This is a genomic window from Mesorhizobium sp. M7A.F.Ca.US.014.04.1.1, from assembly GCF_003998745.1.
Taxonomy (GTDB): Bacteria; Pseudomonadota; Alphaproteobacteria; order Rhizobiales; family Rhizobiaceae; genus Mesorhizobium; species Mesorhizobium ciceri.
Window position 1 is genome coordinate 1 of sequence record NZ_RZRW01000108.1, and the last position, 12,847, is coordinate 12,847.

The window sequence follows — 12,847 nt, forward strand, 5'->3', positions numbered from 1 at the left end:
GATCCGTGCGGCGCGCGCCAACATCCGCCAGCACATGAAATACACCAACTGGCTGGCCGGCACCCGCCATTGGCTGGCCGGCTCGAGGGTCACCTATGCCGATCTCGCGGCCGCGGCGACGCTGTCGGTGCTCGATTATCTCGGCGAGATAGACTGGCGCGAGCACAGCGCTGCTCGCGAATGGTACACGCGGGTCAAGTCGCGGCCTTCCTTCCGGCCGCTTTTGACCGACCGGGTGCGCGGCCTGTCACCGGTGTCGCATTATGCGGACCTCGACTTCTGACGCCGCAAAACTGCGCGCGCTGATCGACGCTGAGGCGCAGCGCGCCGGCTTCGATGCCGTCGCCGTCACCTCCCCCGATGCGATCCCGCTGGCGCCGGCGCGCCTGGCCGAATTCGTCGCCGATGGCTTTCACGGCTCAATGGACTGGATCGCCGAGACGCTGCAACGCCGCAGTGAACCAACGGCCCTCTGGCCGCAGGTACGCTCGATCGTCGTGCTGGCGATGAACTACGGCCCCGACCATGATCTTCGCGAAGTGCTGGCCAAGCGCGACCGCGGCGCGATCTCGGTCTATGCGCAAAACCGCGACTATCACGATGTGATGAAAGGCCGGCTGAAGGAGATCGCCGGCAAGCTCGTTGCCCGCGCCGGCGGTGACGTGAAGGTGTTCGTCGACACCGCACCTGTCATGGAAAAGCCGCTGGCCGAAGCCGCCGGGCTTGGCTGGCAAGGCAAACACACCAATCTGGTCAGCCGCGAGCACGGCTCCTGGCTGTTCCTCGGCACCATCTTCACCACCGCTGAACTGGTGCCCGACCGCGCCGAAATCGACCATTGCGGCTCCTGCCGCGCCTGCCTCGACGCATGCCCGACCGATGCTTTTCCGGCGCCCTACCGGCTCGATGCGCGGCGCTGCATTTCCTATCTCACCATCGAGAACAAGGGGCCGATTCCGCACGAATTCCGCGAAAAGATCGGCAACCGCATCTATGGCTGCGATGACTGTTTAGCCGCCTGCCCGTGGAACAAATTCGCCCGGGCGGCTTCGGAAGCAAAACTCGCCGCGCGCGATGATCTGCGCGAACCACCGCTCGCCGACCTTTTGGGTCTCGATGACGCGGCCTTCCGCGCTTTCTTCTCCGGTTCGCCGATAAAACGCATCGGCCGCGATCGGTTCATCCGCAACGTGCTGATCGCCGCCGGCAATTCCGGCGATGCCTCTCTTGCCGACACTGTGCGCGCCTTGCTGGACGATGCCTCGCAGCTGGTGCGGGGCGCGGCAATTTGGGCGCTGGCGCGGCTGGTGCCCGATGCCGAATATTCAGAAAGGGCAGCCCTCGGCCTGAAAACCGAGAGCGACGAAGCCGTGCGCGACGAATGGCGTCTGGCGCGGCCAACCAGGGCGAATGCATGAGCGAAAAGCAGATATTCATCTTCGGCGCCGGCTATTCCGGCAGGGCTTTTGCTCGGGCCAACAAAGGCGCCGCGACGATCTTCGGCACGACACGCTCGCCGGAAAAATTCGAGACGCTACGGCAGGCCGGCATCGCCCCGCTGCTGTTCGACGGTGCGCTGACCGAGGAAATCGGCGATGCACTGGAAAAGACAACGCATCTGCTGATTTCGGTCGCCCCGGAGGAGGCTGGCGATCCCGTGCTGGGTGCCGCCCGAGAGGCAATCGCTCAAATGCCGGCGCTGGAATGGATCGGCTATCTCTCTACGGTCGGGGTTTACGGCAATTATGACGGCGCCTGGGTCGATGAAACGGCTGAATGCCGGCCGGTGTCGAAGCGTTCGATGATGCGGGTGGCGGCAGAGCAGGACTGGCTGGAGCTGGGCCGCGAGATTCGCCGGCCGGTGGCGATCCTGCGACTCTCCGGCATTTACGGGCCGGGCCGCAATGCCCTGCTCAATCTGGAAAACGGCAGCGCAAGGCGGCTGGTCAAGCCCGACCAAGTGTTCAACCGCATTCATTGCGACGACATTGCAGGCTCCCTGTGGCAGCTCATCCAAGGCAATAAAGGCGGCATCTTCAACGTCACCGACGATCTGCCGGCGCCGCCGCAGGACGTCGTCGCCTATGCCGCATCATTGATGGGCATCGAACCGCCGCCCGAGATTCCTTTCGACGCCGCCCAACTTTCGCCCATGGCGCGGTCCTTCTATGGCGAGAACAAGCGCGTCGGCAACGCGGCGATCAAGGCGGCGGGCTATTCCCTGCGCTTTCCGGACTACCGCGCCGCCTTCGACCATATGTGGGCGAGCGGCGACTGGCGCGACGGCGAGGCGCGCAGCCCGATGAAGCGCTAAAAGCAATTCCAGGAAAAGTGTGACACGGTTCTCCGTCCGGGATTGCGTCAAAACAGAGATAGAGCGGTTCACCGTTTCGGTGAACCGCTCTATCGATCGAAGCGTTCCGCGTTGCATGCTATGATTCGGCCTGGTGGGGATCCGGTTTCATGAAAACACCGATACAGCCATCTCTCGGCAAAAAATTCAGGCTGGCGGCCGCTCTCGGCCTGTTCGTCCTTGCCGGTCTAGCCGTACGGCCGGCCGCGGCCGAGGAACGGGCAAAAGACCTGTTCGGCGCCAAGAAACTGCCAGCCGCGAGCGCGGCGCAATCGATCGGCTTCTATTCCAAGGGCTGTTTTGCCGGCGGCGTCGCCATTCCCATGGACGGTCCGACCTGGGAGGTGATGCGGCCGTCCCGCAACCGTCGCTGGGGCCATCCGGCTATGATCGCGGTGATCGAGAAATTGTCGCGCGACGCGGCAGCCGATGGTTGGCCGGGCCTGCTGATCGGCGACATTTCGCAGCCGCGCGGCGGCCCGATGCTGACCGGGCATGCCTCGCACCAGATCGGGCTCGACGCCGACATCTGGCTGACGCCGATGCCCAGCCGCCCGCTGTCGATGGCGCAGCGCGAATCGATGAGCGCCACCTTGATGGTCGATGAGAAGACCCATCTGGTGAAGGACGCGCTGTGGACGCCGGCGCACACAAGGCTTCTGAAGCGGGCGGCGAGCTACAGCCAGGTCGAGCGCATCCTGGTCAATCCGGGCATCAAGAAGAAACTCTGCGACACCGTCAGGGGCGACCGCGGCTGGCTGCGCAAGATCCGGCCGTTTTGGGGCCACGACTATCATTTTCACATGCGCATCGGCTGTCAGCCGGGATCCCCCGGCTGCAAGGCGCAGGAAGCGACGCCGGACGATGACGGTTGCGGCAAGCCATTGGCCTGGTGGTTCACGCAGGAGCCGTGGCGGCCCAACAAGAACCCGGATGCCCCCAAGGCACGCGACCTGATGACGATGGCGAACCTGCCGAGCGAATGCCGCGCCGTGCTCGACGCGCCGGGGCCGGCCTCGGCCGAGGCGGCGACCTATCATGGCGGCGGCGTGCCGGTCGCGGCTGCCGCACCCGAACCCGAAGCGCCGTCATTGTCCGCCACGCCGGCCGCCGCCGGCTTGCCAAGTACGGTGAACGCCTTCACGGCGACCCCCGAGACCGGCGTGCCGCTGCCGCGACCGCGGCCGCCAGGAAACTGACGGTCACGGCCCAATCGGTTCGGGGCCTTATTTTTGCGAAACCGTGTCGGTTTGGCCGCACAGCCGGCCTCAGCGCGCCGCCGGGGTCGAAAACCGTTTCCCTTTTCAAACCCATGCGCTAGTCAACGGAAGAACGGCTAGATGCCGTCGGTGGCGCCGGAGACGGACGAGAGCATGCCAGGCACAGGCGACGACGATACTTTGTTGCGGTTTCCGATCCTTATCGGCGACATCGGCGGCACCAATGCGCGCTTTTCGATCGTGCTCGACGCCAATTCCGAGGCAGGCGAGCCGACCATCGTCCAGACGGCGAACTACAACACCATCGACGAGGCGATCCAGGCGGCCGTGCTCGATCGCTCGTCGGTGCGTCCCAATTCGGCGGTGCTGGCGGTGGCCGGTCCGGTCGACGGCGACGAGATCGAACTGACCAACTGCCCCTGGATCGTCAAGCCGAGAAAAATGTTCGCCAGCCTCGGCCTGAGCGACATCGTCGTGCTCAACGATTTCGAGGCGCAGGCGCTGGCCGTCGTCGCGCTCGGCGAGGAGCACATGGAAAAGATCGGCGGCGGCACGCCGGAGCCCAATGCCGGCCGCGTCGTGCTCGGCCCCGGAACCGGGCTCGGCGTCGCCGGGCTGGTCCATGCGCTGCACCACTGGATACCGGTGCCCGGCGAGGGCGGCCATATGGACATCGGTCCGCGCTCGGCCCGCGATTTCGAGGTTTTTCCGCATATCGAGAAGCTGGAGGGCCGCATTTCGGGCGAGCAGATCCTGTGCGGACGCGGTCTGGTCAATGTCTATCGGGCGGTTGCCAAGGCGGACGGCAAGCCGTCGCCCTTCACCACGCCGGCCGAGATCACTGCCGCGGCACTTGCGAAAACCGATCCGGTTGCCGAGGAAGCGCTGGAGACCTTCGTCACCTGCCTTGGGCGCACGGCAGGCGACCTTGCTCTGGTGTTCATGAGCCGCGGCGGCGTGTTTCTCACCGGTGGCATCGCGCAGAAGATCGTGCCGGCGCTGAAAGCCGGCAATTTCCGTGCCGCTTTCGAGGACAAGGCGCCGCACAGCGCGATGATGCGCACCATGCCGGTGTATGTCATTACCCATCCGCTGGCCGCACTTCTGGGCCTTGCCGCCTATGCCAGGAACCCCTCGCTGTTCGGTGTCCAGACTTCGGGCCGGCGCTGGCGCGACGAAGTTAGTCACCCCGAGGCATAGGCAAGCTGGCTGCTTGGCGTTAAGAGGGGTGCCAAATTGCCCGGCCGCGGGAAGCGGAAATCTACGAAGCGCTCCAATTTGACATTTCAGCCCCCCAATTTGTCGAAACCCCGTGCGGGAGAGATCGTGGCGGTCATCCGCCGTATCCTCCAGGAAAATGGCCGCGACTATCGGGGGGCGTATGTTTTCACCATCCTCTGCCTGCTGACCGTGTCGGCGACGACGGCGCTTGCCGCCTGGATCATGAGTCCGGTCGTCAATCAGATCTTCTACGAACGGCGCGGCGACCTGATCCCATGGATCTGCGCCGCACTGCTCGGTGCCTTCATCCTGCGCGGCCTTGCCGGCTACGGCCAGGCGGTGACGATGGCCAGGATCGGCAACAATCTGGTGGCGCGCTATCAGCAGCGCATCTTCAACCATCTGATGAAGCTTGGCGTCTCCTTCTTCAACGACACAAGGTCCGGGCGGCTGGCCGCGCAGGTCAACGAGAACGTCAACGGCATTCGCGACCTGTTGTCGATGACGGTGACCTCGACCGCGCGTGATGCCGTCTCGCTGGTCGGCCTGGTCGGCGTGATGATCTACCAGGATCCGATACTCTCCTTGAGTTCGCTGCTGATCGGGCCGCCGCTGATCTGGACCGTCACCTATCTGATGCGCCGGGTGCGCCGCATCACGCGCGAATCGGTGCAGATCAACTCTCGGCTGATCGGCGCCATGCAGGAAGCCACGCAAGGCATCGCCATCGTCAAGGCCTTCACCATGGAGGACGAGCTGTCGCGCCGGATCAGCCAGCTAGCCGAGGATGCCGAGCAGCGGTCGAACAAGATCGCTCGCGTCTCCGAGCGGCTGACGCCGGTCTCCGAACTGCTGGCCGGCATCGCCTTCGCCAGCGTCATCGCCTATTCCGGCTACCGGGCCACCGTTCTCGGCCAGCCGCCGGGCGCGGTGTTTTCCTTCATCACGGCGCTGACGCTCGCCTATGATCCGGCCCGCCGTCTGGCGCGCATGCAGGTCGGCATGGAACGCGCGCTTGTGAATGCGCGCATGATCTACGAGCTTCTCGACATCGAGCCGCAGCAGAGCGACGCCCAAGGCGCCGCCGAGGCGAAATTCACCTCCGGCGAAGTGCGTTTCAACAACGTCTCCTTCCGCTATGTCGAGGAGGCTCCGGTGCTGCAGGATCTGAGTTTCGTCGCCGCGGCCGGCAAGGTGACGGCAATCGTCGGCGCTTCGGGCGCCGGCAAGACGACATTGGTGGCGCTGCTGCAGCGCTTCTACGATGTCGAGGCGGGATCGATCGAGATCGACGGCCAGGACATCTCGAAGGTCACCAAACAGTCGCTGCGCGGTTCCATCGCCTATGTCTCGCAGCAGCCCTATCTGTTCGAAGGCACCATCCGCGACAACATCCGCTACGGCCGGCTGAGCGCCACCGATGCCGAGATCGAACAGGCCGCGGGCCAAGCCGCGGCCGACGACTTCATTCGCCAGCAGCCGCAGGGCTACGACACGCCGGTCGGCGAGAACGGCGTGACGCTGTCCGGCGGCCAGCGCCAGCGCGTCTCGATCGCGCGGGCCATCGTGCGGCAGGCACCGATCCTTTTGCTCGACGAAGCGACATCGGCGCTCGACAACGAGGCCGAGGCTCGCGTCCAGCAGGCGCTGACAAAGGTCATGGAAGGCCGCACCACCATCGTCATCGCGCACCGGCTGTCGACGGTGGTCAATGCCGACCACATCATCGTCATGGAACAGGGCCGGCTGGTCGAGGAAGGCACGCACGCCTCGCTGATGGCCGATCCGCACAGCGTCTATGCCCGCTTCCACCGCATCCAGGGCGTCAAGGGTCTGGGGCTTGTCGACGACAGCGCGCCGATCCGGACTTCGGCGCAACGCCTGTCACAAGGCATCGACACGCAGAGCATCGCCGGGAGCACGACATGAGCGCCACGCCCGCAACCGACGGACCGGCAAATGATATGGGCCTGGTGGTGGTGGGCGCCGCCGGCCGCATGGGCCAGACGCTGATCCGTGCCATCCACTCTATATCAGGCGCGCGGGTCATCGGCGCGGTCGAGCGGGCGGATTCGCCGCATCTGGGCAAGGATGCCGGCGAGCTGGCCGGCATCGGCATCATCAACGTGCCGATCAGCGACGATCCGCTGCCGGTGTTCGCCAAGGCCGACGGTGTGCTCGATTTCACCACGCCTGCTTCGACGGTCGAATTCGCCGGCTACGCGGCGCAGGCGCGCATCGTCCATGTCATAGGCACTACCGGCTGTTCGACCGATGACAATGCCAGGATCGCGGCGGCGGCGCGCCATGCGACGATCGTCAAATCGGGCAATATGAGCCTCGGCGTCAATCTTCTGGCGGTGCTGGTCGAGCAGGCGGCGCGCGCGCTCGATGCCGACGATTTCGACATCGAGATCCTCGAAATGCACCACAAGCACAAGGTCGACGCGCCTTCGGGCACGGCGCTGCTGCTGGGTGAAGCCGCCGCCGCCGGGCGTGGTATCGAGCTCTCAGGCAACGACGTGCGCGTCCGCGACGGCCACACCGGGGTGCGCAAGACGGGCTCGATCGGCTTTGCCACGTTGCGCGGGGGCTCTGTCGTCGGCGACCACAGCGTGATGCTGGCCGGCACCGGCGAGCGCATCACCCTGTCGCACCACGCCGAGGACCGCGCCATCTTCGCCCGCGGCGCCGTCAAGGCGGCGCTTTGGGCGCGCGGCAAGAAGCCGGGACTGTATTCGATGCGGGACGTGCTCGGCCTCAGCTGAGCCGGCCTGATCCATAAACCTGAAGGAGCAAACATGTCGCGAACCCTCGTGCTCGTGCGCCACGGCCAGAGCGAATGGAATTTGAAGAACCTGTTCACCGGCTGGCGCGACGTCGACCTGACCGAACAGGGCCACGCCGAGGCCAAGGCCGCCGGGCAAAAGCTCAAGGCGCGCGGCCTGAAATTCGACATCGCCTTCACCTCCGCGCTGATCCGGGCGCAAAAGACATGCCAGCACATCCTCGACGCGGTCGGCCAGGGCGACCTGAAGACCATCCGCGACCAGGCGCTCAACGAGCGCGACTATGGCGACCTCTCCGGCCTCAACAAGGACGACGCCCGCAAGAAATGGGGCGAGGAGCAGGTGCATGTCTGGCGCCGCTCCTACGACGTGCCGCCGCCTGCCGGCGAGAGCCTGAAGGACACCGGCGCCCGCGTCTGGCCCTATTACCTGCACGATTTGCAGCCGCATGTGCTGCGCGGCGGCACCGTGCTGGTCGCCGCGCACGGCAACTCCCTGCGCGCGCTGATCATGGCGCTCGACGGCAAGTCGGGCGAGGAGATCGTCAAGCTGGAACTCGGCACCGGCGTGCCGGTCATCTACCAGCTCAACGCCGATTCCACCGTCGCTTCCAAGGAAGTGCTGGACGACTGAGCCGGCGAACGGAGCACCTGCGAAAAAAGCGCGTTGACAGCAATCGCTTGCCCGCTTACATGAGCCCGCACCAGCCCAGATGGCGGAATTGGTAGACGCGCACGGTTCAGGTCCGTGTTCCGCAAGGAGTGGAGGTTCGAGTCCTCTTCTGGGCACCAAATTCCCGTTTCGAACCACTTGACGGTTCAGAAACTTAGAGAAAAAAGCCCGGTTCGTCCGGGCTTTTTCTTTTCAGCCAACCTCCCCTTCCGGCCAGTCCCCTCACAAACCGCTTCAAACTCCGCGGCCGCTTCGCTACGCTCAAAACCATGGCTCAATCCACCAACCCGATCTTCGGTGCCCGCCGCGACCAGGCGTTCCCCACGCTGGCCGAGGTGGACATCGACCGCATGCGCCGGTTCGGCGAGGCCAGCGCCTATGCAGCCGGCGAGCACATCATCGAAGCCGGCGATGTGGCGCCCGGCCTGATCGTCGTGCTGTCGGGTAGCGTGGACATCACCCAGGACGGCGGGCTCGGCCGGCGCGAGACGATCGTCACGCACGGCCCGGGCAGCTTTGTCGGTGAGCTGGCGCAGCTTTCGGCCCGTCCCTCGCTGGTGAATGCGCAGGCCGCCGAGCCGGTGGAGGCGTTCGTCATCGCCTCGCAACGACTGCGCGACCTGATGGTGCAGGAGGCCAATCTCGGCGAGCGCATCATGCGGGCGCTGATCCTGCGCCGCGTCGGGCTCTTGGAGAGCGCCACCAGCGGGCCGATCATCATCGGACCCCAGGACAATGCCGACGTGTTGCGGCTGCAGGGTTTTCTGGCGCGCAGCGGCCAGCCGCACCGCGTGCTCGATTCCGACAGCGATCCCTGCGCCAAAACCCTGGTCGAACGCTTCGAGGTCGATCCGCACCACCTGCCGATCGTGCTCTGTCCAAACGGCAGGCTGCTGATGAACCCCGGCGAAAAGGACCTCGCCCGCTGCGTCGGCCTGTTGCGCCCGATCGATGCCGATACGGTGTATGACGTGGCCATCGTCGGCGCCGGCCCGGCAGGGCTGGCGGCGGCGGTCTATGCGGCATCCGAAGGGCTGTCGACGATCGTGCTCGATTGCCGTGCCTTCGGCGGACAGGCCGGCGCCTCCTCGCGCATCGAGAACTATCTCGGTTTCCCGACCGGCATCACCGGCATGGCGCTGATGGCGCGCGCCTACAACCAGGCGCAGAAGTTCGGCGTTGAAATGGTCATCCCGGACGAGGCGAAGCTTTTGAGCGCGGCCACCGACACTTCAGGCGCCCGCTATCTGCTCGATGTCGGTGACGGCGAGACCGTGCGCACGCGCAGCGTGGTGATCGCCAGCGGCGCGCGTTATCGTCGCCTCGACATCGCCGATCTGGCGCGGTTCGAGGGGACGTCCGTGCACTATTGGGCGTCGCCCATCGAAGGCCGGCTTTGCGCGGGCCAGGAAGTGGCGCTGGTCGGCGCCGGCAATTCGGCCGGGCAAGCGGCTGTCTACTTGGCCAGTCATGCGCGGAAGGTGGCGCTGCTGGCGCGCGGCGGCAGCCTCGATGCCAGCATGTCGCGCTACCTGGTCGAGCGCATCCGGGCGCAGCCGAACATCGAGGTGCTGACCGGGACCGAAATCGAGGCGCTGGACGGCGAAGAGGGCAATCTTGCCACGGTGCGCTGGCGCAACCGCGCCAGCGGCGCGGAAACGACGCGCCCGATCCGCCATCTCTTCCTCTTCATCGGCGCCGATCCGAACACCGATTGGCTGGCCAACTGCGATGTCGCGCTGGACGCCAGGGGTTTCGTGCGCACCGGATCGGACATAGGATCGGCGCAGATGGAGACGAGCCGCAGCGGCGTGTTCGCCATAGGCGATGTCCGCGCCGGTTCGGTCAAACGGGTCGCGGCGGCTGTCGGCGAAGGCGCCCAGGTGGTCGCGGCTCTGCATGCCTACCTCGCGCGCGGCAACGCCGACACATTTCGAATGGCCGGGAGACCATGATGGATGAATGCAGACATACGCGCGACATCAGGAAGGTCACGCCGAGCGCGCTCGGCTGCGAGGAATGCCTGAAGAGCGGGTCGCAATGGGTGCATCTGCGGCTGTGTCGTACCTGCGGCCATGTCGGCTGCTGCGACGACTCGCCCAACCGCCACGCCACCAAGCATTTCCACGCCATCAAGCATCCGATCATCGAGGGCTACGATCCGCCCGAAGGCTGGGCATGGTGCTATGTCGACGAGGTGTTTGTCGACCTCGGCGACGATGTGACCCCGCAGAACGGTCCGATCCCGCGCTTTGTTTGAGCGCCCTGGAGACGCCGAAGAAGAGCCCGGTTCGCCCGGGTTTTTCTTTGTCCAGCATTACGCGCTCGATGCCCGACTGTCCGCAAACTGACAGCCTACCCGTTCCAGTGTCCTGCCAGCTCACGATCATCCGAGCCCGACAAAGCTTTGACATGATCGCGGCTAGTTTAGAAACATTCAAAACTGGAAGGCTCGCATGCACCCCACCTATACAAGCGCGCAAAAAGCCATTCACTGGGCGGTGTTTCTGCTGGTCATCGGCCTTTATGGCTTGACCTATGTGGAAGAACTTTTTCCGCGCGGCGATCCCGGCAGCGCGCTCGTCTGGTGGTTCCATATTTCGTTCGGGCTGCTGTTGTTTGCGCTGGTCGTCATCCGCGTCGGCCTGCGCCTGATACTGGGAACGCCAGGGCTGCCGACGGAAATGTCGGACCTTGAACGATGGGCGGCCAAGATCGCGCATCTGCTGCTCTATGCGCTGCTGGTGACCATTCCGGCTCTCGGCATCCTGCTGACTTGGTATAGGGGCGACGCCTTGAGCTTCTTCGGCCTCTTCACCATCCCGGCCCCGGTATCGCCCGACCGCGACACGGCCCGGTTCATCAGGGAACTGCACAGCCTGTGCGCCAATTCGATCCTCATCCTCGCCGGAGTGCACGCGGCCGCGGCGCTATGGCATCATTTCATCCGCAAGGACGACGTGCTCAAGCGAATGCTGCCGGAAAGCACGCTCTCCTGGAGCAAGTCCGGGAAAGTGTGAAGTGGTTTCCCAGGAAAAGCGCATGGCGCCTTCCCTCGTTGATCGGGAGGGCCTTTCCCTCGACCTTCTTTTTTCTTCAGAAGGCGCTCTCCCCGAGAGGGCTAACGCCGACCGATAGCGCCTACCGCACGGAGCCGGTGACGGTCGGGTCGATCATGCTGGGAACCGACTTGCGTTCGTTTCCGGCAAGCGCCGCTATGATAAGCAGGCTGGCAACCACCGGGACAAACAGGATGGCAACGCGAGCCTGCACGTAAAATATGGCGCGCCATTCATTGCGCTTGTCGGGGCTGTTGCTCATCATACTCACTTTGTCGGCCCCCCGGGCCGTGACATAGAAGCTAACGGTTAAACAACTCCTTCCGACTTCGTTAACCTGGCGGATTTGAGGCGAAATTCCCACGCGATCCCCAAGATGGCGATCCCGGGCTTCAGTTGAGCCCGATGCGGCTGGCGCCCTGCCGGAACAGCGCTACGGCATCCGGTTCGAAGCGAAAGGTGCCGATGAAATCGTCGGCGCAATAGTCCGGCCTTGTCTTGCGGATGGCGGCGGCGAAGCCGCGCGCCTCGTCGAGCCGTCCGGCCAGCGCCAGGCAGTGCGCGGCGATCGCCAGTATGATGGCGTGGGCGTTGGGCCGCGCCGCCGCCTTCAGCGCCCATTCGGCCGCCTCCTCAAACTGGCCGAGCCGGACATGCGCCATGGCGCGTGCGCCCAGCATGCCGAACAGCAGCGGGTCGAACGGGCTGAGATGGCGCGAATGATCGGAAGAGCCTATCGCCGCTCGCGGGTCGCCCGACTGCGAATGCACGAAGGACAAAGCGTAGTGGCCGAGCGCGAAGTTGGGGCTGAGATCGACCGCCCGCTCGAGTTCGAGCAGCGAGCCGTCCTGCTCGCCGCGCAGCCACAGCGCCCGGCCCATCGCCCAATGGGCGGCCGGATTGTGGTCGTCGACCAGCAGGCTGTGGCCGGCGCTCTCGAAGGCCAGCGCGCTTTCGCGGTCGCGATCGCCCCAGCGCTGGAAGGCGTTCTGCCAGTGGGTGAAGGACAGGCCGGCATAGGCACGGGCGAAGGTCGGGTCGAGCTGCAAGGCCTGGGCAAAGAAATGCCGCGCCTGCTCGTTTTCGGCCTGGGTGAAGCGGTACATGTGCCAGAGGCCGCGATGGTACGCCTCCCAGGCGTTGAGCGAGCTGGGCGCCTTCAGCATGGCGCGGTTGCGCTCGACCGTTTCGATCTCGGCCGAGATCGAGGAGACGATGCTGTTGCCGATGTCGTCGAGCACGGAAAAGATGTCATCGGGCCTGCGCTCGAAGGTCTCGGCCCAGACGATCCTGGCGCTGCGCACCTCGATCAGCTCGACGCTGACGATGAGGCGGCCGGACGGGCTGCGCACCGTGCCGGTGGCGACATAGTCGACATTCAGCCGGCGGCCGGCATCCTCGGGCGCGATGTTCTGCTCTGCCAGCGCAAACACCGATCCGCGCGCGATGACGAAGAAATCCCTGAGCTTGGCCAGGCGGGTGATGATGTCGTGGGTGAAACCGTCGGCCAATCCGCCGCGCGTGCCGCCGCTC

12 protein-coding genes, 1 tRNA gene and 1 pseudogene are annotated in these 12,847 nt (G+C 65.2%); 12 read left to right on the forward strand and 2 right to left on the reverse strand.

Annotation, left to right across the window (positions count from 1 at the left end; translation table 11 throughout):
- The 12 genes from EOA22_RS10135 to EOA22_RS10190 all read left to right on the forward strand — a co-directional run.
- A partial coding sequence (locus EOA22_RS10135; RefSeq protein WP_164755353.1) for a glutathione S-transferase family protein occupies nt 1–283 on the forward strand: 283 nt, incomplete at its 5' end.
- Nucleotides 264–1,418, forward strand: coding sequence for a tRNA epoxyqueuosine(34) reductase QueG (queG, locus tag EOA22_RS10140; RefSeq protein ID WP_027161203.1), 1,155 nt, complete (start codon nt 264–266; stop codon nt 1,416–1,418). The genes EOA22_RS10135 and queG, both read left to right, overlap by 20 nt.
- The gene (locus EOA22_RS10145; protein WP_063170414.1) at nt 1,415–2,314 is read left to right on the forward strand and encodes an SDR family oxidoreductase; all 900 of its coding nucleotides are present in this window, start codon (nt 1,415–1,417) and stop codon (nt 2,312–2,314) included. Before queG ends, EOA22_RS10145 begins: the two co-directional genes overlap by 4 nt.
- A 149-nt stretch (nt 2,315–2,463) precedes the next feature.
- Nucleotides 2,464–3,552 (forward strand): penicillin-insensitive murein endopeptidase, encoded by a 1,089-nt coding sequence (gene mepA / locus EOA22_RS10150; RefSeq protein ID WP_063169660.1) that lies wholly within the window; start codon nt 2,464–2,466, stop codon nt 3,550–3,552.
- A 174-nt stretch (nt 3,553–3,726) separates the two neighbouring features.
- Nucleotides 3,727–4,773: a glucokinase gene (locus EOA22_RS10155; RefSeq protein WP_027161200.1), complete on the forward strand. Its 1,047-nt coding sequence runs from the start codon at nt 3,727–3,729 to the stop codon at nt 4,771–4,773.
- A gap of 78 nt (nt 4,774–4,851) precedes the next feature.
- Complete coding sequence (locus EOA22_RS10160; protein ID WP_024502175.1) at nt 4,852–6,723, forward strand: ABC transporter ATP-binding protein; 1,872 nt, start codon at nt 4,852–4,854, stop codon at nt 6,721–6,723.
- Nucleotides 6,720–7,562 (forward strand): 4-hydroxy-tetrahydrodipicolinate reductase, encoded by an 843-nt coding sequence (gene dapB / locus EOA22_RS10165; RefSeq protein WP_013528616.1) that lies wholly within the window; start codon nt 6,720–6,722, stop codon nt 7,560–7,562. Before EOA22_RS10160 ends, dapB begins: the two co-directional genes overlap by 4 nt.
- A gap of 33 nt (nt 7,563–7,595) precedes the next feature.
- Nucleotides 7,596–8,216 carry a 2,3-bisphosphoglycerate-dependent phosphoglycerate mutase gene (locus EOA22_RS10170; protein ID WP_013528615.1) on the forward strand — a complete coding sequence of 207 codons (621 nt, stop codon included), beginning with the start codon at nt 7,596–7,598 and terminating at the stop codon, nt 8,214–8,216.
- Between the two features lie 73 nt (nt 8,217–8,289).
- A tRNA-Leu gene (locus tag EOA22_RS10175) sits at nt 8,290–8,374 on the forward strand.
- Between the two features lie 150 nt (nt 8,375–8,524).
- A complete protein-coding gene (locus tag EOA22_RS10180; RefSeq protein ID WP_063169661.1) occupies nt 8,525–10,210 on the forward strand; it encodes an FAD-dependent oxidoreductase in 1,686 nt (561 codons plus the stop codon).
- Entirely contained in the window at nt 10,207–10,515 is a 309-nt protein-coding gene (locus tag EOA22_RS10185; RefSeq protein WP_063169662.1) for a UBP-type zinc finger domain-containing protein, read from the forward strand. Before EOA22_RS10180 ends, EOA22_RS10185 begins: the two co-directional genes overlap by 4 nt.
- A 196-nt stretch (nt 10,516–10,711) precedes the next feature.
- A complete protein-coding gene (locus EOA22_RS10190) occupies nt 10,712–11,275 on the forward strand; it encodes a cytochrome b (RefSeq protein WP_063169663.1) in 564 nt (187 codons plus the stop codon).
- Between the two features lie 121 nt (nt 11,276–11,396).
- Here the strand turns inward: EOA22_RS10190 and EOA22_RS10195 are convergent, their stop codons facing one another.
- Nucleotides 11,397–11,576 (reverse strand): hypothetical protein, encoded by a 180-nt coding sequence (locus EOA22_RS10195; protein WP_023814179.1) that lies wholly within the window; start codon nt 11,574–11,576, stop codon nt 11,397–11,399.
- Nucleotides 11,577–11,706: 130 nt separating this feature from the next.
- Nucleotides 11,707–12,847 (reverse strand): annotated as a pseudogene (locus EOA22_RS10200) (transcriptional regulator); the annotation flags it as partial.

Coding starts and splice junctions, on each gene's coding strand:
- queG (WP_027161203.1), top strand. CDS start 264: ATGCGGACCTCGACTTCTGACGCCGCAAAACTGCGCGCGCTGATCGAC.
- EOA22_RS10145 (WP_063170414.1), top strand. CDS start 1,415: ATGAGCGAAAAGCAGATATTCATCTTCGGCGCCGGCTATTCCGGCAGG.
- mepA (WP_063169660.1), top strand. CDS start 2,464: ATGAAAACACCGATACAGCCATCTCTCGGCAAAAAATTCAGGCTGGCG.
- EOA22_RS10155 (WP_027161200.1), top strand. CDS start 3,727: ATGCCAGGCACAGGCGACGACGATACTTTGTTGCGGTTTCCGATCCTT.
- dapB (WP_013528616.1), top strand. CDS start 6,720: ATGAGCGCCACGCCCGCAACCGACGGACCGGCAAATGATATGGGCCTG.
- EOA22_RS10170 (WP_013528615.1), top strand. CDS start 7,596: ATGTCGCGAACCCTCGTGCTCGTGCGCCACGGCCAGAGCGAATGGAAT.
- EOA22_RS10180 (WP_063169661.1), top strand. CDS start 8,525: ATGGCTCAATCCACCAACCCGATCTTCGGTGCCCGCCGCGACCAGGCG.
- EOA22_RS10185 (WP_063169662.1), top strand. CDS start 10,207: ATGATGGATGAATGCAGACATACGCGCGACATCAGGAAGGTCACGCCG.
- EOA22_RS10190 (WP_063169663.1), top strand. CDS start 10,712: ATGCACCCCACCTATACAAGCGCGCAAAAAGCCATTCACTGGGCGGTG.
- EOA22_RS10195 (WP_023814179.1), bottom strand. CDS start 11,576: ATGAGCAACAGCCCCGACAAGCGCAATGAATGGCGCGCCATATTTTAC.